General features: G+C 53.0%; 14 protein-coding genes. 5 read left to right on the forward strand and 9 right to left on the reverse strand.

The window, feature by feature from the left end:
- Window positions 1–102: 102 nt before the first annotated feature.
- The 4 genes from ACK4S7_RS06805 to ACK4S7_RS06820 all read right to left on the reverse strand — a co-directional run bounded on the left by ACK4S7_RS06805 (window position 103) and on the right by ACK4S7_RS06820 (window position 3,054).
- Window positions 103–372, reverse strand: coding sequence for a hypothetical protein (locus tag ACK4S7_RS06805; RefSeq protein ID WP_409645309.1), 270 nt, complete (start codon window positions 370–372; stop codon window positions 103–105).
- Complete coding sequence (locus ACK4S7_RS06810) at window positions 362–1,816, reverse strand: type II and III secretion system protein family protein (protein ID WP_409645310.1); 1,455 nt, start codon at window positions 1,814–1,816, stop codon at window positions 362–364. The genes ACK4S7_RS06805 and ACK4S7_RS06810 overlap by 11 nt, the downstream gene beginning before the upstream one ends.
- Window positions 1,817–1,820: 4 nt before the next feature.
- Window positions 1,821–2,777 (reverse strand): Flp pilus assembly protein CpaB, encoded by a 957-nt coding sequence (gene cpaB, locus ACK4S7_RS06815; protein WP_409645312.1) that lies wholly within the window; start codon window positions 2,775–2,777, stop codon window positions 1,821–1,823.
- Between the two features lie 85 nt (window positions 2,778–2,862).
- Window positions 2,863–3,054, reverse strand: coding sequence for a Flp family type IVb pilin (locus ACK4S7_RS06820; RefSeq protein ID WP_409645313.1), 192 nt, complete (start codon window positions 3,052–3,054; stop codon window positions 2,863–2,865).
- Window positions 3,055–3,507: 453 nt separating this feature from the next.
- On the opposite strand from ACK4S7_RS06820, the gene ACK4S7_RS06825 reads away from it, so the two are divergent.
- Window positions 3,508–4,782: an O-antigen ligase family protein gene (locus tag ACK4S7_RS06825; RefSeq protein WP_409645314.1), complete on the forward strand. Its 1,275-nt coding sequence runs from the start codon at window positions 3,508–3,510 to the stop codon at window positions 4,780–4,782.
- Here the strand turns inward: ACK4S7_RS06825 and ACK4S7_RS06830 are convergent.
- Window positions 4,736–5,536, reverse strand: coding sequence for a DUF2569 domain-containing protein (locus ACK4S7_RS06830; protein ID WP_409645316.1), 801 nt, complete (start codon window positions 5,534–5,536; stop codon window positions 4,736–4,738). The genes ACK4S7_RS06825 and ACK4S7_RS06830 overlap by 47 nt on opposite strands.
- Before the next feature lie 208 nt (window positions 5,537–5,744).
- Window positions 5,745–7,871: a UDP-galactopyranose mutase gene (gene glf, locus ACK4S7_RS06835; protein ID WP_409645317.1), complete on the reverse strand. Its 2,127-nt coding sequence runs from the start codon at window positions 7,869–7,871 to the stop codon at window positions 5,745–5,747.
- A 302-nt stretch (window positions 7,872–8,173) separates the two neighbouring features.
- Here glf and ACK4S7_RS06840 point away from each other — a divergent pair, with 302 nt between their 5' ends.
- Window positions 8,174–10,300 carry a sugar nucleotide-binding protein gene (locus ACK4S7_RS06840; protein WP_409645319.1) on the forward strand — a complete coding sequence of 709 codons (2,127 nt, stop codon included), beginning with the start codon at window positions 8,174–8,176 and terminating at the stop codon, window positions 10,298–10,300.
- Window positions 10,301–10,333: 33 nt separating this feature from the next.
- Here the strand turns inward: ACK4S7_RS06840 and ACK4S7_RS06845 are convergent, their stop codons facing one another.
- The gene (locus ACK4S7_RS06845; RefSeq protein WP_409645321.1) at window positions 10,334–10,945 is read right to left on the reverse strand and encodes a DUF4142 domain-containing protein; all 612 of its coding nucleotides are present in this window, start codon (window positions 10,943–10,945) and stop codon (window positions 10,334–10,336) included.
- Between the two features lie 266 nt (window positions 10,946–11,211).
- On the opposite strand from ACK4S7_RS06845, the gene ACK4S7_RS06850 reads away from it, so the two are divergent.
- Complete coding sequence (locus ACK4S7_RS06850; protein WP_409645322.1) at window positions 11,212–13,350, forward strand: putative bifunctional diguanylate cyclase/phosphodiesterase; 2,139 nt, start codon at window positions 11,212–11,214, stop codon at window positions 13,348–13,350.
- Window positions 13,347–15,851: an ATP-binding protein gene (locus ACK4S7_RS06855; protein WP_409645323.1), complete on the forward strand. Its 2,505-nt coding sequence runs from the start codon at window positions 13,347–13,349 to the stop codon at window positions 15,849–15,851. The genes ACK4S7_RS06850 and ACK4S7_RS06855 overlap by 4 nt, the downstream gene beginning before the upstream one ends.
- 54 nt (window positions 15,852–15,905) lie before the next feature.
- Here the strand turns inward: ACK4S7_RS06855 and ACK4S7_RS06860 are convergent, their stop codons facing one another.
- On the reverse strand, window positions 15,906–16,631 hold the full coding sequence (locus ACK4S7_RS06860; protein WP_409645324.1) for a polysaccharide biosynthesis/export family protein: 726 nt from the start codon (window positions 16,629–16,631) through the stop codon (window positions 15,906–15,908).
- Between the two features lie 254 nt (window positions 16,632–16,885).
- Here ACK4S7_RS06860 and katG point away from each other — a divergent pair, with 254 nt between their 5' ends.
- On the forward strand, window positions 16,886–19,099 hold the full coding sequence (gene katG, locus ACK4S7_RS06865; protein ID WP_409645342.1) for a catalase/peroxidase HPI: 2,214 nt from the start codon (window positions 16,886–16,888) through the stop codon (window positions 19,097–19,099).
- Between the two features lie 186 nt (window positions 19,100–19,285).
- Here katG and ACK4S7_RS06870 read toward each other — a convergent pair whose 3' ends face one another.
- The gene (locus tag ACK4S7_RS06870; protein WP_409645326.1) at window positions 19,286–20,386 is read right to left on the reverse strand and encodes a DUF1996 domain-containing protein; all 1,101 of its coding nucleotides are present in this window, start codon (window positions 20,384–20,386) and stop codon (window positions 19,286–19,288) included.
- Window positions 20,387–20,550 lie beyond the last annotated feature (164 nt).

Genomic DNA, 20,550 nt, shown 5'->3' on the forward strand with positions numbered 1-20,550 from the left:
CGAGGCGTTTCGTGGCGGCCAGGTGGCGGTTCTGATCGAAAGCGATGTTTTCGGACCCTGGATGGAAGACCCGGCCAAATCGCAGGTTGCGGGCAAGGTGGCCTATGCGCCGCCGCCCGAACCGCTGCCCGAGCCGCCCGACGTCGTTTTTACGCCCACTGGCTTTTTCACCGTGCCTTTACGATAGCGGTCCTGTGCGGCGGCTGTCTGGGCGCCGTTCGCGACTTGCGCGCTTTCGTAAGTTGGGTCAGGCTCGACGACCTGCGCGGCGTAATTGGCGCGGGCCGCGTTGCCGAGGCCGATGTCATTGGGCGTACAGGCAGATACGCTGAGCGCCACGGCCGCAATTGCGATTATGCGCTTAATAGTCATAGCCATCTGCCTTTTTCGTTGCGGTGGAAGTGCTGCCCTCTGGCGGTGGAGTATTTGGATCGAGCGGATTTACACCCACGCCCTTGTCAGTACGGCCCAACAGGAACAGGTCGCCCTCGCTCGGGTTTTGCACGCGGTCGGTGGGAAGCTGAATCTGGTTTGCCTTCACTGGCTGCACTATGCGCGGCGTGACGACAATGACTAGCTCGGTTTCGCCTTTGGTAAAGCCCGATGAGCGGAACAAGGCGCCGATGATGGGGATTGAGCCCAATAACGGCACCTGACGCACGGTCGTGGCGAAATCCTTGCGGATCAGACCAGCAAGCGCAAAGGATTCGCCGTCGCGCAACTCAAGCACCGTATTGGCACGGCGTGTTTGCAGGCCGGGGATGGTCAAGCCATTTACGGTAATCGAGGCACTTGGGTCAATCGAGCTGACCTCTGGCTCCACCTGAAGGTTAATGATGCCATCGGCCAATATGGTGGGCGTGAAAGCAAGGCTGACACCAAAGGGTTTGAATTCAACGGTAATGCCACCGGCATTTCCGCCGCCGCCACCGCCACCATTACTTTGCTGCACCGGCACCGGGAATTCGCCGCCTGCCAGGAAGGACGCGGTTTCACCCGACAGCGCGATCAACGTTGGTTCCGCCAATGTCTTGACCAGACCCTTCCGCTCCAGCGCGTCGAGCGTCGCGTTGATGTTCAGCCCAAGTGCGCCAAACGCTTTGCGGAACACCCCGAAACTGCCGGTAATCGAATCCAGCCGTAATACCCCTTCAGGGTTAAGTGGTGTAGCATTTAAACCTGCACCATTGCCGGTTGCCGAACCAAAGGTGCCATCATCGCTGCCCGTAAATCCGCTGATGCCGATCTGCTTGCCCGTCTGGCGGTTGATTTCCGAAAAGCGGACCTCAAGCATGACTTGCTGACTGGCGCCAACCGACATCATGTTAATGACCTTGTCACCGGCATAGCTTTGCGCAAGTTGCATCGCGCGGTCCACGGCGGGGCCGTTGGAAACGACGCCTGTCAACACCACAGCTTCGTTGGAAATGCGCGCGCCGATTTGTTCACCGGGGATCAGCTCAGCCATTTGACGGCGGAGCGACACAATGTCCGGGCCAACCGCGACATCGACTACAGAAATGACAATGTTGTTGCGGTCATATATCGTCAGGCTGGTTGTGCCCATTTTCTTGCCGAGCACATAGAGCGACCGGTTGGTGACAGGAACGATGTCAGCAATTTCTTCATTGCCAACCATGGCCTTGGAAAACGGCCGGTCAACGGTGACCACCTGACTTTTGTTCAGGGGTACATCAAGCTGCCCTGCAAGCAAGCCAGCGTCCGACGACGTCGAATAGCCCTGCGCAAATGCACTGGGTGCAGCAACCGGCGTGAGCGCAAGCACTGCTGCGGTCAGGAAAAATGCTTTTTTCATGCGCTTAATATCCCCCCTGGCGCGTGACATCGTAATTCGTGCTCGTTGTGCCCCGCACGATTTCTACCCCAACAGAATTGGCTGGCCGTGGCCGCGCCGCAACGACAGCGCCACGCGGGGCCGAAGTTGCTGCCTGCATGGGATAAGGGAACGGGTTCACCGAAAATGCGGGTGTCGCACTGCGACGCTCGCCTGCGCCAGCATAAAGGCTGACATTGGTGTTGCCCTGCCCCAGATCGCGGGTTCCAACGGTTTGTGACATGAACTCGTCTTGATTGGCGGCATTCCGCAGCGCCAGTGACAAAGTGCCGACCTGACCCGCAAGCGCCAGTTTTTGCGCGCCTTGCTGGTCAACGGTCAAAGTTGCGGTTTTGCCGACATTTGGCTTATTCTCTTTGTCGTTAGGCGACTGGTCGATGGCCATCACGCCGACATTTTGCAGCAATATGTCCGTGACTGGTTCAACCTCACCCATTTCGCCGTCAAGCTTTGGCGTGCGCGTCAAAAGAACATCGACGCGGTCACCGGGAAGGACAAAACCTGCAACCCCCGCCACGTCGTTAATGCGCACCGCAACGGCACGCATATCGGGTTGGAGTAATTCGGAAAGGCTGGCCCTCCCGCCAAAGCCGGTAATCTTCCCGGGCAATATCGGTTCGCCTACTTCAATGGGGCGAAGCACCACGCGTGGTTCCCCGCCATACAGGCCCTTGGGCGATTGAAACGCGCCGGCTGGCATCGATGTCGATGGCCAGCTTACCATCCGGATATTTTCGGCGCTCAGCGTATCGCCATAGGCAAGTGGGACACGGGCAACAGCTATCTGTACAAGGCGCCCCTGCTCTGCAGCAGTTGCCTGCTGCTTTTCGGCGCCCGACAGATAGCTGTTGGCTATGATGACGGCAATGATGCCGACGAATGCCGCAATGGCAACGATTAATAAATTTCGATTTGCAAGCATCGCTGGTTTCCCGCCCCTGATATCCAACAACTATAAATCTATCCTGCCGCACCGTCGCCCGATGCGGCAGGCATTAGTGTCAAAATTAGCTTGAGCAGGAAGCGGCAGTTTGATCTGCAATGCACTTGCCAGCGTCATCAATAGCTCCGCTAATTTCGCCGCCAAGGTAAATTGCGGCGCCCGCAATACCAGTACCGATAATCGCGAGGATCAATGCATATTCAGCAGCCGATGCGCCGCTCTCGTCACGCAGAAACGAAGAAACAAACTTAACCATAACAAAACCCCTTATCTAAAAAGTAAGCAAATTCCATTTCGGCGTCCGACCGAAGAGGAGTGGTCCCAGGAAAAAGGGGCAAATTGATTCCAAACGCGACCCTGTTTTTGTTTTTAGCCAGAGTTGCGTCCGGCCCCAATTCGCGTTTGCTTTCCTAGTACGCCTAAAAGTTCTCTCAAAAAGGGTATCACCGTCAACATTTTAAATTATTCGTTTATTAACAAAGTGTTATAGCAATATTTTGTTAACCATAAGGCGAATTTCGCCAAAAATGCCACAAAACGCTCGAATCACAGTATGTTACTAAAGATATATAACCCTCATGGTTAATGGGCATAGATTGTAAAATGGCGTAAACTGGGGATTGGTCAAAACCCGAGATTAACCATATCCCTTATATTGTGTTCGAAAATAAACGGATTAGAACCCCTGCTGTCCAGTTCCGGGGGAAAAATGACCAAAACCGCATCGCCTGCCAAAGCATATCTGGCTGCCATACTGATCGGGCTGTTGCCGGCGTGGATGATATTGCTGCCGCTCGACATGACAAGCGACCCGGATGGGTGGCAGATTTTTCTTCGGGTGAACTCTTTCGCCGTGCCGCTGGCGCAACTTATTTTCATTTTCCTAGCAATGGGCCTCACCTTTTCACCCTTCCGGTCCATCGGGCAATTGTCACGCATTACCAAGAGCGCCCTATCGCTATGGCTCTTGGTCGCAGCGCTGGTGTCATATCAGGCAGGTAATGATCATCTGCCGGCATCCATCGGCCTTTTCAAACTGGCGGTTACGGGCCTGTTCTTTCTTGCCCTCATCAACCTGCGACGAAATTTTGGATCGCGCTTCCTGTTGATCCTGTGGGCATCGCTTGGCGTTGGCGCTGTGTCATATGTGATCCTCTGGACGATCCACATTTTCCTGGTCTCGCCGCAAGACAGTGACTGGGTCTACCGGATTCCCGGCGTCAACAATGTCCGCCACACTGGCCATTTTGCCCTCGCCGGCCTTTTGGCAGGGCTATTTTGCTTCATCAGTTTCCGTCAAAGCCCCAATATATGGCTGCGTTGGGTCCTGCCCCTGTTGTTCAGCACGGCAGGCATTGGCCTGATTTTATGGACAGGTTCGCGCGGCCCGTTGCTAGCATCTGCGGTGACAATGTTTGTCACATTTTGCGTCGCTGCGCGCGTGCGCAAACCTATCGCCGGTTTTTGCATCGCGACCGCGCTTGCGGCCACCACTGTAGTCGCGGTGCTACCCCTGCCACATGAGATATACGGCATAGCAGGCGCTACGGGAATGGCGGACGTATCAGCACAAGGTGAACATGACGCAAGTTCAGGACGCAAAGAGCTTTGGACCGGTACAATGGAAAAAATTACGGAACGTCCGCTGTTCGGATGGGGCATAAACCAGTTCGGGAAATTTGGGCCGTCGTCAACATCAATGCCACTTCATCCGCACAACTTCCCGCTTCAGTTCCTGTTTTCCGGTGGGATTGTATCGGTTGTCCTGACGATCCTCATTATTTTCCCCGCATTACGGAATAAGAAATGGCCTTATACGAAAGGCCCCGGTGCGGCGTCTGTCGCTGGCGTGATCGGGTTGCTGGTCTATTCGCTTTATGACGGCGTGTTGTACTTCAGCTATCCGACTATGCTATTTCTTGTGGCTGTGGCCAGTGCTATCGCGCCGGCTCCAACGCAACGCGCCCCCGATAAGTCAGGTTAACCCGTTCGGAGAGGATCAGATAGGGCAACCAGATGGTCATGCTGATCATCACCTTTTGCATGTTTCCCTGAAGCAGATTTCCAAGCGCCTCACCCACGCCAATTGGCAATCCGGCCGTCCCGCTGACAATATGGGCCATTGCCAATTGCGCGCTGATATCAATGCCCCATACAAGAACGAGAAAGCGGGGAAACCACGGCGCGCAGCGCAATGCGGCCATGAAGCACAGGATATACAGGAAGTTCATGACGACGACGTCAAAAGTGGTAACCGCAAAAAGCACCTGCCCCCACAAAGGCGCATTGCCATTCATGGCAGGAATGGCTGCAAGGAATTCCAGGCTGCGCACTGGCACGTTCAGCAACATTCCAATCAGTAGCGAAGCCATCATCCCCGTTGGGCCAAACATCGGGTGCGCCCGAGCTGCAAGGACGTCAACGGAGCGCCACTTGCCAATGCGGGACAGGCGGATTTCGGGTTGCTGCATCAATATGCCGCGCGGAAAAAGCTGATCCGCAATCCAATATGCAGCAACAGGAGAAAGGCCAAGAAGCACATAAGGCATGACTGTTTGAAACAGGCTAGCACCGCTGTTGATCGGCGACACAGCAAAGCTGGTCCGCAAGATACCCGCAACCGCCACAAAGCACACCCATCCAAGGATAATTTTAGGCAAGCCGCTCTCCAACATAGCAACTGCCGAAATGCTCTTGCGATATAATGATGCCCTATATGCCGTCATAACTGCCTTCATGACCTGCGTGCTCCAATAGGTTGAAGCAAACAGGTTAGGGAAACAAGGTTAATAGACTCTTTCATATCGGGACAGTTTTTACAGGATTCAAGTCGGGGCGCTGATCGTCCGCTCTGCACCGCTGCGTAGAACGGTCTCGCGGATTGCAGTCACGTGCGAGAAGGACTGCATAACAGCCCCTCTCGTCGCCCTCAGCGCACTTGGGAACCTACCCGGCTGCCTGCGCCACCTGAATAGCGTCAACGGCTTCCTGATCAGCGACAACACGCTTGCGCCAAGTGGCAAGGGCCTGTCCTACCACCTGATCCATGTTGTAATATTTGTAGGTCGCAAGACGACCAACAAACAAGGTATTCACCTCGACCTGCGCCAGCGCCTCATAACGTTTATACAGACGCTGGTTCTCCTCGCGTGGGATAGGATAATAAGGGTCGCCCTCCGCCGCCGGATACTCGGTCGTAATGCTGGTCACTGCACCGGTGTCGCCCGTAAAATGCTTATATTCGGTAATCCGCGTATAAGGCGTGTTCTCATCAGGATAGTTCACAGTTGCAACAGGCTGATAATTCTCCTGCTCGATCACCGCATGGTCGAACCTGAGGGAACGATACGGCAATGCGCCATAGCAAAAGCCAAAATATTCATCGACTGGCCCGGTGTAGACAAGACGATCATAAGAATAGGAATCGCGTATCTCGGCAAAATCCACACCAGTCATGACATCAATTTTGGGATGGTCGAGGATATTTTCAAACATCTTTGTATAACCGTCCGCAGGTATCGCCTGATATTTGTCCGTAAAATAACGATCATCGACATTCGTCCGTGTCGGAACGCGGGCGGTCACAGACTTGTCCAACTCACTTGGGTCAAGGCCCCATTGTTTGCGGGTGTAACCGCGGAAAAACTTCTCGTATAATTCCCGCCCTATGGCCGATACGACGACATCTTCGGATGTTTCGACGGTTTTGACAGGTTCTGACCGGGCCGCAAGCCATGCTTCGGCCTCGGCATCAGTTTCCAGTTCAAGACCATAGAGGGTGTTGATTGTCGTCCTGTTGATGGGAATTGGCACAAGAATACCGTCAACGGACGCAAGCACCCGATGCTCGTATTTCCGCCATTTCGTAAAGCGCGACAGATATTCAAAGACGTCCGCTGAGTTGGTGTGAAAAATATGTGGCCCATATTTGTGGTACAGTTGGCCCACTTCGTTGCGTTCATCAAAAGCATTGCCTGCAATATGCTGCCGCCGGTCAACAACCAGGACATTATATCCCGACCCCGCAGCCAGACGCTCGGCCATCACCGCACCGGCAAAACCTGCACCGACAACAACCCAGTCATAATGCTTTTTGGCAGGTGCAGGCCACGCCGAAGGCGCGGAAATCGGGTGCACGCGGCGGTCAGGTGCACTCACGTCGTCTATCAAAGCAGCCATTTCCGATTGCGTCTTATCCCAGCTAGATGCCGCAATCATTGCGTCCGCGACCATGGTACCCTCGCCAGTCTTGGCATAGATGAGCGCAGTATCGCATGCAGCCACAAAGCCCTCTGCCGAGGCGGCGATACATACGCGCGGACAGTGGCCATACCCAGCCTCGACATCAGTCACCGGCGTCGACACAACGACCTTGCCACCCGCCAAATATTCTGGCGTTTTCGTAGGACTAATGAAGCGCGTGGATTCGTTTATTGCAAAAGGCATCAAAGCCACGTCCCACCCGGCCATATACTGCGGGAGTTCGTCATAGCTTTTGCCACCCAACCAATGAAGATTTGGCTGCCGGGGAAGCTCATCCTCAGAAATTTTCACAACTGGGCCGATCATGACAATATTCCAATCGGGCCGCGCATCGGCGACCTGGGAGATAAGCTCCAGATCGATCCGCTCATCAATGACGCCGTAATACCCCAGTCGTGGAAAACCAATTCCCGCTTGATCGGCAGGATCCTGGTTATGAGTTCTTGCGGTTTTAAAGTGATCAATATCGACGCTTGATGGAAAGCAATGGACCGCGTGGTGCCTGTCGCGCTTTGCTGCGTACAAGCTCTTGCCGCCGGTAAAGACAAGATCAGCACTATCGATCAATTCGGCCTCTCGCTCAAGTAGCGCAGGCGGTGCGAAGCGAAAAGCACTAAGTTCATCCATGCAATCATATACAGTGGCGGCAGCACCAAGATGACGGGAAAAAGGCAACATCATCGGCGTATAATACCAACGTATCAAGTTGCTTCGGCTTGCCAGTTTAAGCGTGTCCAACAGCGCCCGAAGTGCAATCTCCTGTTGTTGCTCCGACATCCCTTCCGGAAGGTATGGCGTTGCAACGGTCACGCCTGACTGCTCACATTTAGTTAATTCCAATGTTGGTTGACTATCCAACCGATAATTTGGTTCTTCCCAGTAAATAACGTCAAATGACTTTGCGAAACGTGACATTAAATGTTGGGGTCTTTGAAATACAAAATTCCAACGTAAATGACTAAAACATATTAAAACTGTACTTAAATCTCGTTTTACTATATTTCCGTCTGTTAAGTTCATTAACATGTTATTTATCCTAGGTTCACATTAACCATGAAACTAATGCATGTCGCGATGGTTCCCGTAATTCCCGACGAGTTGAGGAATATGCGATGGAAATGTGGGCCGGCTTTGAATGTACGCTTAATCGCGTCGGCGACCGCTATCAGGACCAGCTACTGCCCGAGGAACGGAATATGCGAACTGCATGTCTTCGTGCCCTTCCTGGATCAGGCATAACGGGATTTCGATATCGGGTGGCATGGGAAGACGTCACGACGCCGTGGGAGTGGGTCGAAGACGATTTGAAGTTCTTACAGGCAAACGGAATCAAGCCAATAATTGGCCTTGTTCATCACGGAAGCGGCCCCGAGCATACCAGCCTTCTTGCAGACGACTTTGCCGAGGGGTTGGCCAGTCATGCACACAAAATTGTGCGGTTGCTGCCGCATGTGGAATATTGGACTCCCGTTAACGAACCCCTCACCACTGCCCGATTTTCGGCTCTTTACGGGCATTGGTATCCACATGAGCGCAGCGACACCGCTTTTTGGCTGGCGCTTTTGAATCAGACAGATGCAACGATTGCCGCAATGCGGGAAATTCGGGCAGTCAATCCGGGGGCGAAGTTAATCCAGACCGAGGACCTGGGCACAACTTTTGCGACCGCAGCGCTGGCCGATCAGGCGGCGCATGACAATCAGCGTCGCTGGATGACATGGGACTTATTATGCGGATTGGTTGTAGAGGGTCACCCGTTCTACGACGGGTTGTGCAAACTTGGTTTTCGAACCCGCCTCGACGCGATTGCAGAAACGCCCTGCCCCCCGGATATTGTCGGTGTGAACCACTATCTGACGAGCGACCGTTTTCTCGACCATCGCATAAGCCGATATCCTGCAACATCTATCGGTGCGAACCGCCAACAAAGATTTGCGGATGTCGAAGCAGTTCGCGTTTTGTCGGCACCGCATGATGGTATCAAACATGCTTTATCGGAAGCGTGGGATCGCTACAATATTCCCGTTGTCCTTACCGAATGCCACAACGGTTGCACGCGGGAAGAACAGATGCGCTGGGTCCGTGATGCTTGGGACAGCGGGCTTGAGCTAAAGGCGGACGGCAAGGATATTCGGGCAATTACGATATGGACATTGATGGGTGCCCGCGGCTGGTCAAATTTATTGACCCAGCCGTCGGATGACTTTGAAGGTGGTGTGTTCGATCCGCGAAGTTCTACCTTAAGGCCAACGGGGCTAGCCGAAACGATTTCTGCGATTTCGCAATCTCGTCCCTTGCCCGCGGCAGTCGCCGGCCCTGGATGGTGGCAGCGCGAGGATCGTTTAAAATATGACCCGGCTCCCGTTGCGAGGCCCATGGTGCGCGCGCGCAGCCCAGAACGACGCGCTCCGCTGCTAATAGCCGGAATTACCGGATCGCTTGGAAAAGCTCTGGCTGTTGCAGCCAGACACCGAGGCTTGCACGTGATTACCACGTCTAGGAGCGAAATGTCGTTGCAGGACGTCCCAAATATTCGCCAGACACTGCAACGTTACCAGCCTTGGGCTGTGATCAATGCTACCGGATGGGTAAAGGTCGATGAAGCTGAGGACGCCGTTAAGCCTTGTCTTGCGACCAACACAGATGGCGCGCTCGCGCTGGCCTTGTGTTGCGAAGAGCTAGGTCTTCCCAACGTGCATTTTTCAAGCGACCTCGTCTTCGATGGGAAAATGCCCGTTCCTTATAAAGAAGGTGCGGCGACCAGTCCGCTGAACGTATATGGCGAGAGCAAGGCGCTGGCGGATGCAATGCTGCTGCAGATGGCTCAACCTTTAGTCATTCGCACGGCGGCGTTTTTCTCGCCGTTTGATCCATACAATTTCGCGCATCATCTCGTATCAACGCTTCGAAGGGGCGAAACTTTCCTTGCCTCTGCGACGCATCAGGTGTCACCTACATATGTTCCGCATCTCGCTAACATTGTACTCGATCTCACAATCGACCGTGCGCACGGGCTTTGGCATATCAGCAACGGGTCAACGTTAAGTTGGCTGGAATTTGGCCGGGAACTCGCGTCGGTCTGTCGGCTTGACGCACAGCACATTATTGCAGCGTCGCCGGAGGAGTTGGGCTGGAAAGCGACGCGGCCCGTACAATCGGGACTGCATTCCATGCATGGACAAATCATACCCCGTCTCGGGCCAGCGTTTGATGCCTTTGTCAAACATATGGCTGCATAAAAGGTCGGCGCTTTTGGCGCCGACCTGAACTTGTTAATTGCTGCGCTGGCCCTGAATGGCTGATGACAGTTTCTGAAGTTCCGATATGTGCGACTTTACTACGCCGACCATCTCACCCGCCGTGTTTTTCAAGGGATCGGTTTTTCCCTTAGCCGCCCAATTCTGATGAAGTTCCAGTGCAGCATTGTGCGCGGTCTGTTGATGACGGATGTACATGGCGTCCATTTCCGATGCGCCGGCTTTGTTAATATCCTCAAGCATGCTTTGCTGCATCGCATCCATTTGTGGCGGCCCAGCATTCACTTGCCCACCCTTTGCTGCCGCCATCAATTTTGCAGTGGCACGCGTGTGATGATCGATCATCATTTGCGCAAATTTCTTAACTTCCGCGTTTTGTGTCTTTCCTAACACTGCCTTTGACGACGCGATTTCCCAACTGTCTGCTGCTCCCGCCTTCTGCACATACGACGCACCGTCGGTCGGATTCATCGCAGCACTATCATTGGTATTGGCAACCGAACCCGCAGCGGCCTGATCCGCCGAAGTTATGTCCCCGTCATTGCCGGAGAGATCTTGGTTAGCGGATTCGTTGTTATTGCAGGCGCTTAACGCCAACAGGCTTCCTAACAAAATAATTTTTCGCATGATTTTGGTCCTTTTACTATGTTCTCGGCAACCGAAAATTCATGGGATTGTTCCGGTTTTTTACAAACTTTACGCCGAAACGGGTCAGCGAGAACCGTCAACGATCGACAGAATGTTGATTGATTTCAGATAGCTATCTAGTGCAGAAAGTGATTTAGCCTTGTTACCCATATACTTGGCTAAAACCCGCGCAAATTCGGCGAAGTCAGAGCAATTACAAACAACATTTTAACCAATCCTTGAGGTTCTCAAGGTAGCGGGATGCCATGCATGCTCGCATCGTCATTGTGGATGATAGATCGACCAATCTTCGCGTTTACGCGCAGTATGTCGCTATGATGGGTCCTGAGTTCTCCGCGAAGTGTTTTCACAGCGCGGTAGATGCGTTGAAATGGCTCGAGACAGAAACGGCTGACCTGCTCATTGTCGACTATCGTATGCCCGAAATGAACGGCGCCGAATTTATCAGCAAAATAAGATCTCGCACTGTTGGCGCACATATACCCGCTATCATCATTACTGCCAGACAAGACCGCGAATGCCGGATCACCGCCCTGGATGCAGGTGCAACCGACTTTTTACAGACCCCCGTAACCCACATCGAATTCCGGGATCGCGCCCTGCTCTTGCTGGGGCAACATTACCGGCAACGCGAGTTGAACGAGTCGTTAGAGGCCAACCGCACCCCTGGCGAACTGAGCAGCGAGGACAAGAGTGGCAAATCGATGCTTGAGCAGATCATCGATACTACTCCCATCCTGATCAATGCGACCGATCGAAATGGCAAATTTCTTTTCCTGAATTCCTATCAGGCAGCGCTGTTTGGGTGCGACCCCGACGAACTTGTGGGCAAATCAATAGCTGACATCATGGAGCCAGATCTCGTAGAACGGGAAATGCGCAGAAATGCCATCATCCTGGAATCCGGCGTCACAATACCAAATTTTGAGGAAAAATTTGTCAGCAAGGGTGTTGAGCTGATTTTTCATTGTAACAAATCGCCGCTGTTAAACAAAGATAACCAGGCGATAGGAATTTTGACGACCGGATTGGACATAACGGCTCGCAAGTTTGCCGAGCAACACCGAACCCATCTGGCATTACATGACATGCTCACAGGGCTGCCAAACCGCACTTTATTGGCACAATGGATGCGGACGGCTATTGATGACAGCAAATCCAACAAGCTCGGTGCCGCGCTCTTGCTGCTGGATTTGGACAGATTCAAGGTGATCAACGATACGCGCGGCCACCAAACGGGCGATGTCCTGCTCCGACAAGTTGCTGAACGGATTATCAGTGGACTGGACAGCAACGGCTTTGCAGCACGCATTGGCGGCGACGAATTTGCGATTGTCCTCCAAAACCTGGAAGACAGCAGCAGCGTAGCTGCCATTTGTACGCGGTTGCTCGCCAAAATTGGCGAACCATATACAATCGGCGGCGTCGAGCAGCTTATTGGAGCCAGCATCGGTGTTGCATTAATTCCAGAAGACGGAACTTCGCCCGACGAATTGCTCCGTCTTGCCGACCTTGCAATGTACGAAGCCAAATCATCGGGCCGAAATTGCTTCTGCTTTTTTTCTCCGCAGATGAACCACATCGCGCAAATGAACGCCGGGATCGAGGCTGACCTACGTGAAGCATTGACCAACGAGCAGTTATTCCTCGAATACCAGCCAATAGTCGATACGAACACAGGCGATTATGTCGGGCTTGAGGCCCTTGTACGCTGGAACCACCCGGTTCGTGGCAGATTGGTTCCTGCAGAATTTATCCGGGTCGCCAACGATTCCGGCCTAATTGGTCGCATCGGTGCGTGGGTAGTTGAAGCAGTCTGCAAGCAGATCGCCGACTTCACCCAACAAGGCGTGGATCTACCGCACATTGCGGTGAACGTGTCGCCAAAGCAGTTCCAATATGCGGCCATGTGCAGCGAGATACTTGATCTTGTCGCAAAATATTCAGTTCCCAGGGGCAAGCTTGCGATTGAAATCACGGAAGAACTGCTGATAGACAACAGCCAGAAAGTGCACGAACAATTGGCTACCTTGCGCGAAGGCGGTATCCAGATTTCGATCGATGACTTCGGCACTGGCTATTCTTCATTGCAATATCTGCGCGATCTGCCGGCAACTCGACTGAAAATTGATCAAACATTTATATCGCGCATTGAAACATCTGCCACTGACCGTGCAATTATCTCAACCATCGCACATCTGGCGCACGCACTTGACATGCGAGTGGTTGCAGAAGGTGTCGAAACAGCGGCGCAATTCGCGCTGTTGCGAGCCTCCGGATGTGATGAAGTACAAGGGTTTTTGACAGGCCGACCGTTATCAGTCGATGACCTGTACAAGCTTTTCAGCAGCGGACGGGCGCGGTTCAGGTTGGCGAGCAAATGAATCAGACGCCAGGCCTGTCGCAAACGGACTCGCGCCGTGAAAGACAAATGCTTTTGAACCGGATTGGATTCGCAATCCTATCGGGTGGCGGGTCATATATCCTCGCACTTGATGGCCGCATCTATTCGGCGTTTTTTCTGTATCTGGTCGCCAACATGACCCTTTTTGTCATGCAACGATATGATATTTCTCGAAAAGAAAACCGCTGGCTCGCAACTATTATGTTTGACGCTATTCTGGCGTTTACGGTCATGCAAGTCGCGCCCGAACAGATGTCGATATTCTACCCGCTGCTTCTCTGGGCGATATTAAGCAACGGTTTTCGCTACGGGGTAAACTGGTTACTTGCCGCTTCGATAGCGGCTACCGTAAGTTTTGGCGCTGTGGTTCTCACAACGGGATATTGGCAGCAAAATCTTACACTTGGCCTTGTTCTGACCGTCGCCTTGGTCGCGATACCAGCATATTGTTCGACTTTGATACGCAACATCTCAAGGGCAAAAAAGCAGGCTGACCTTGCAAGCAAAGCGAAAAGCTATTTCCTTGCGAGCGTCAGCCACGAATTGAGAACGCCCCTAAATGCGATTATTGGGTACGGAAACCATCTGCGCCAGTCGAATATGTCGCAAAGCCAAAAAGATATGGTTGAAGCCAGCGTATTGGCAGGGGAACATCTACTTCTTCTTATCGAACAGTTGATTGACGTTGCACGGACCGGCACTGGCAAAACAGAGGTGATTAGAACGACGTTCCGCGCGACGGACCTGCTAGCGGAAATACGCGATATCATGATCGGGCGTGTTGAGGATAAAGGTCTTGCCCTTCGGCTTCAAGCTGAACCGTTAAGCGACTATATGGTTGAGGGCCCTGTAAGCGTCATCCGCAACATCCTGCTAAATCTTGTAGGCAACGCTGCCAAGTTCACCGAGGCTGGTACGATCACAATCAGCTGCGGAACGCTCGTTCGCAATGACAAAACCGCGTTATGGTTTACTGTGTCTGACACTGGTATCGGAATATGTGAGACCGCGGTGGATCGCATTTTCCAGCCTTTCCAGCAAGCTGACGAAACTGTGATGAACCGCTTTGGCGGCACAGGCTTGGGTTTATCCATCTGCAAGCAGCTTACAGAGCAAGTCGATGGCAACATAACCGTGGAAAGCCAGATCGGCCAAGGCAGCATATTCAGAATTGAGATCCCAATTCAGCCCATCCAGACCACATCAGAATTCGATGATCTCCCTGCGGACGTACAGATTGGCATCATGTCTTTCGGCACGATGAGCGCCAACTTGCTAGCGAACGCGCAAGCGCAAGAGAATTTCAATGTACACCAGGTTGAATGTGAAGGACGTGCTGGGTTCCTAGAAGTGTTAGCCGATCTCGACTTAACGCGCTTTCAAGTGGCACTCATTCCGGAGCATCTTATTCAGGCTATTGCTCCTGATGACAGTCTGTGGACCAAATTTGCCGATGCAGGTGTGGCGCCAATCCTGGTTCGTGAGGACGACCAGCCAGCATTCCGGTTTAATTCGTCATTGCCGCTGTTTACATCCGCTATCCAGACAACGGCGAGCTTCGAGGAAATTCGCAGCGCCGTAAAAATCGGTTGCGCATTTGCCCGAAAAGCCCGGTTGTCAAATGTGGAGCGTACAGCCCCTCCCGTCACATACGCCCCAAGACGGGTGCTTGTTGCTGACGACAACCGCACCAATCGTAACGTGCTCGCGGCAATATTGGAAGCGGCAGGTCACTATGTTTCAATGGCGGCGGATGGCGACGAGGCGTTAATTGAACTGGAAAAAGGCGAAACAGACATCCTGTTGCTTGATGTGAATATGCCCCGACTAAGTGGGATAGATGCATGCAAGATATGGCGACAACGTGAAAATGGTGCAAACCGCCTACCGATAATCGGCGTGACTGCTGACGCGACGTTAGAGACAGAGGCAAAATGCCTCGCTGCGGGCATGGATTTGCGGATTACAAAACCGGTCAATGCCCGACTGCTGTTATCCAGTATAGAAAAATACTGCGAGGGTGCGACCGCGCCACCTGAACTGGAAGCCGTTACAACCGCCTCGCCAAGCGCCAAAGTCGTGCCTATCACGCGAGATATCCTGCCGCCGTCGGAAGCCATCGACGCCACACAAATCCAGTATCTTCGATCCATTGGCGATCAAGCCTTTGTCAATACGATGATCGATGGCTTTCTGGAAGATATCGAGCAAACGCTCGAGCCAATGCGGCGATCAGTTAAAATCGGCGACGTGTCCGAGTTCCGCTTTTGCGCACATGCCTTCAAAAGTTCAGGCAATAATATGGGTGCCGCTTCATTAACCCGATTATGCGCTCAACTTGAAAAAATAAGCGAAGCAGATTTTGCCGAGCAGGGACATGACTATCTGGTACAGATTGAAGAACAGATCGCAGCCGCAGTCACAGCGCTAAAAACTGACGTTTATAGCGTCGATCCCATAGTGGTAGCGCAAACTGGATAACACTCGTTTCGAGTGCGCGTACAAGGCTGAATACGGATACCGGGCCAAGGGCCGTTAGTTGTTGGTGCTGAGTATGTAAACCAACGGCGTCAGAAGCGTCGGAGCAACTTGCAAGGCATCCTTGAAAAGTCGGCGTGCCTGTGAATCGCCCACAACAACAACGTCGTTTGCGAAGACTTCGGGGTCATTATAAATCCCACGGCGTATGGACTTCAGATTGTACAGCGCAGCCATTTTTTGGCCGTTGACGGTCCGGAAAATAACAACATCGTCAAGCTTGGCAAATTCCGCAGTACCTTTCGCAACCGCCACCGCCCGCATTAGCGTCATCTTGCCTATGACAGGATACAGGCCAGGCTCACGCACCTGACCATCAATCGTAATAACCTGACTGACCGTTTCTTTGAGGTTCACCGTAACTTGTGGATCGCGAACATATTGGCCGCGTAGTCGTCCTTCGATTTCTTCTTCCAATTCGCCAGGCGTTTTTCCCGCCGCTTCGATAATGCCGGCCAACGGGAACGATATCCGTCCACCAGCATCTGTTTGGACCTCCTGTTTGCTCAACTCTTCAATTCCGAACACATCGATTATTAGTTTATCGAATGGCCCGATCAGATAAGGCCGGTTTTGTTCAAATAGATCAAGACGCGTCGGTTCCGGTAAAACGTCGCTGTCGACAATCTTCACGTCGGAAACGCTTCCCGCGCCGCCAAGTTGCGAACTGCCGCACGCTGAAAGTGCCGAAGACAGTGCCAGAAGTATGACCAAATTACGCATAGGTGATTCCCAAAGTATATTCGATGTTGCTGCTAGCGAGTGCCCGGTTGTAAAGCCACATATTTTGCGCAGACATTACTGACATCCGTAAAGTGTCTCCGGCGATGGGGCGTTGACGACTGTCTTGAAAACGCCCTGTTATCAATGCAATCGATTATTGTGACAAATCAATCTTGTTGGGTTGCCTTCGTTTTTCAAGATATTTCACCCGTACCTTAGGGGCATCCAAGGTAAAACGGGAGAACAAGATGATCATGAAAATACGCAATATCGCCACGGCAGCCTTGCTCGCCGCAACATCAATTATGGCATTGACCACCACCGCGGCGGCCGAAACGGAAGAAGAAAAGGTAGAATATTGGCCGAGAAGGGTTGACCTCACTCCATTGCGCCAAAACGAAGCACGCGCCAACCCCTATGGGGATGATTTTAACTATGCAGCTGAATTCGCAACACTCGACCTCGAAGCGGTCAAGGCAGATATTCGCAAGGTGCTGACCACGTCGCAATCTTGGTGGCCGTCGGATTATGGACATTATGGTCCATTCTTCATCCGCATGGCTTGGCATAGCGCCGGAACCTACCGCACGGGCGATGGACGTGGCGGGTCCGACGGTGGCGAACTTCGTTTTGAACCGCTCAATTCTTGGCCTGATAACGTCAATTTGGACAAGGCACGCCGCCTCGTTTGGCCGATCAAGCAGAAATACGGGCGGAAGCTCTCGTGGGGAGACCTAATGGTTCTCACCGGCAATGTAGCCATGGAAGACATGGGCTTCAAAACCCTTGGCTTCGCTGGTGGGCGCGTGGATGCGTGGCAACCCGACCTCGTTTTCTGGGGGCCGGAAGCCGAGTTGCTCACTGACCGCCGCCGTGATGCGAAGGGGAACCTAAAAGGCCCGTTGGCTGCTACCCAAATGGGACTAATTTATGTAAATCCCGAAGGTCCTAACGGCGTTCCCGACCCCTTGGCTGCTGCCAACGATATTCGCCGCGCATTCAGCGCAATGGCGATGAACGACGAGGAAACTGCGGCGCTCATCGCAGGCGGCCATACGTTCGGCAAGGCACATGGCGCGAAGAAACCAGAAGAATGTCTTGCCGGCGACCCTGGCATGTCGTCGGTTGAACAGCAGGGTTTGGGCTGGACCAACAAATGCGGCAAAGGCCATTCAGAAGACACCATTACGAGTGGTCTTGAGGGTGCATGGACATCCAACCCAATCGCTTTCACGACCCAATACCTAGATAATCTATACAATTTCGAATGGGTAAAGACCAAAAGTCCGGCAGGTGCGGTGCAATGGATCCCCAGCGACCCGGGCGCCGTGAACATGGTTCCCGATGCGCATCGTCCAGGTGTTCGCCACGCTCCGATCATGTTTACAACTGACATCGCCATGCGTGAAGATCCGGGTTTTCGCACAATCACCCAGCGTTGGCAGAAAAACCCGCAAGAGTTTGCAGATGCTTTTGCGCAAGCATGGTTTAAGCTGACACATCGTGACATGGGTCCTCAAGCACGCTATCTGGGTAAAGACGCGCCGAAGGTGACGCTAAGTTGGCAGGACCCCCTTCCGGCTACGAACCACGCTCTGATTAATGCTGCGGACATCGATCGGTTAAAATCCAGCCTTTTGTCAACTGGCCTGACGACGGCGGAACTTGTGCGCACGGCTTGGGCTTCGGCCTCGACATTCCGTGCTACCGACATGCGCGGCGGAGCCAATGGTGCGCGTCTTCGGCTGGCACCGCAGAAGGACTGGGCTGTCAACGACCCTTCAGAAGTGGCGAAGGTTATTTCAAGACTTGAAACTGTACGCGCTGCGTTCAACAAAACTGCCGGTAGCGGTAAGCAGGTTAGCCTTGCCGACCTTATCGTCCTTGCCGGAAATGCAGCTATTGAGCAGGCAGCAAAAGCTGCCGGACACAACGTGGTGGTGCCATTCAAGGCCGGACGGGTTGATGCTACGCAGGTTCAAACCGACATAGATTCGTTCAACCAGCTTCAGCCGAAAGCAGACGCTTTCCGTAACTACTTCGCTTCGGACGCATTTTATGGCCCAGTCGAGGCGCTTATCGACAAGGCCGATTTGCTGGGTCTCACCGTTGCGGAAACAACCGTCCTCGTGGGGGGCATGCGCGTTTTGGGCGCAAATGCGGGCAGCTCAACGGCAGGCGTTTTTACCGCAAAGCCTGGTGTTTTGAGCACTGATTTTTTCGTCAATCTGTTGTCGATGGACACCGTATGGGCGAAGTCGGCTGCTCACCCAGGGTTATATGAAGGCAAAGACCGGACAACCGGGACGGCAAAATGGACAGCAACTCCCGTAGACCTTGTGTTTGGATCAAACGCAGAATTACGTGCCGTAGCCGAAGTGTATGCATCGGATGATGCGCAGCGGAAATTCGTGACCGACTTTGTCGCAGCATGGACAAAAGTTATGGACGCCGATCGTTTCAAGTAATCAGGCAGTGGTGATGGCGGTATATGCCCGCCATCACCAGATTTTCTACCTTATTGCATAAATTCATCAGCTTTTGTTTTCACAACGCCGACCGAAATTTGAAGCGCTGGTAACTTAGATGGTCAGATGACCATTAGGTCCTCGCGCCGCGATGAAAGCAGCGCGAGGACCTTTTTAGCAGTTCACTTAGGACGTAGGCGGATCAACAAGACGCGGGTTTGCCGTCCAGCTGTGCGGCCAGCTTTGCTTAATTTGCTTGCCATTGCCTAAATCGCCAGCAGAGCAATTCAGCAGCTTGTCGATGCAATTCTTCTCCCATGCGTCATGAACGATCGGATCCCACGCCATGAAGAAATCGGCATGAAAGGTATCGCCGCGTTTATGGCCCGGCGACGTATCCATGCCGTCGGAGACCAATGAATAGGTTTCGCCAGACGCTTGGGTAAACCAGGCAGCCATCGTGAACATCGGAATGACATAAGGATGGGATGTTGGACACTTGTAATATCCCCAACTGCCATATGATCCAAAAGAAACGTGACTACGATGATCCGGGCTGTCCAGATTTTTGCCATCCCAGCAATCTGGCGCATTAATCCTGATACCAATTCGGTTTTCGACCTTGCAAGCCGCCTGAGCTTCTTCAAAATTGGCGTAATGCTTACCGGGGTCACCGCTGGGTCCATCGCAGACGAACTGAACACCGCCGGTTCTAGCCGCTGTAAGATTAAGCATATCGCGGCCGAAAATGAACCGAAGACCGTTAGGAAGCTTTGTGCCCTTGCCCTGATATTGCGGATGGGCGGGATCAGCTACAACAGGATCTGTTATCGGACGGCGCTTATAGTATATAGTGACAAAATCTGGCCGAACGACTTTGCCTTTGCCGTTCATGACGGCGGGCATCCAATAAGCTGAACGATTGACTGGCGACATGCAACTCGATTTACCCGAGGTGCGGAGAGACTCGTATGTCGAATTGGCGTCGGCCATATCGTTGCCAAAGAACTGGTGCAAATGACTTCGGCCTGGTTGTCCGGGATAGACGATAGGATCGTCCGACCTTAACTGCCCCGGCAAACAGACAAACCGAAACGCGCCGACCACGTCGGGCGCTGCCGAAGGCGGTATCGATGTTGCTTGCAATTCCGTGTTTGGGTCGAAGTTACTGGCTATAGCCGGTGCACCCTCGAGCGTTGTGGAAGTAGTTTCCACGATCGGAGTGGTGGGCGGCGCCGACGGCGGCGCGGTGGCTGTCGCTACCTTTGTTTTCTTCCCTTGCGCCAACTGAACCATGTCGCCGTCTGCGCTTCCCGAAGTCTCCCCGCGACAAGCCGCAACGGCAAGTGCGAGTGCAACGATAGAATATGTCCGACGCGCGGAACTTTTCTCAAATGAAAAGAGTTTAGGAATTGAATTGAGTATTTTTGAATTAAAGATGTTGTTCAAAC

This window comes from Sphingorhabdus sp., assembly GCF_046292425.1.
Classification (GTDB): Bacteria; Pseudomonadota; Alphaproteobacteria; order Sphingomonadales; family Sphingomonadaceae; genus Sphingorhabdus_B.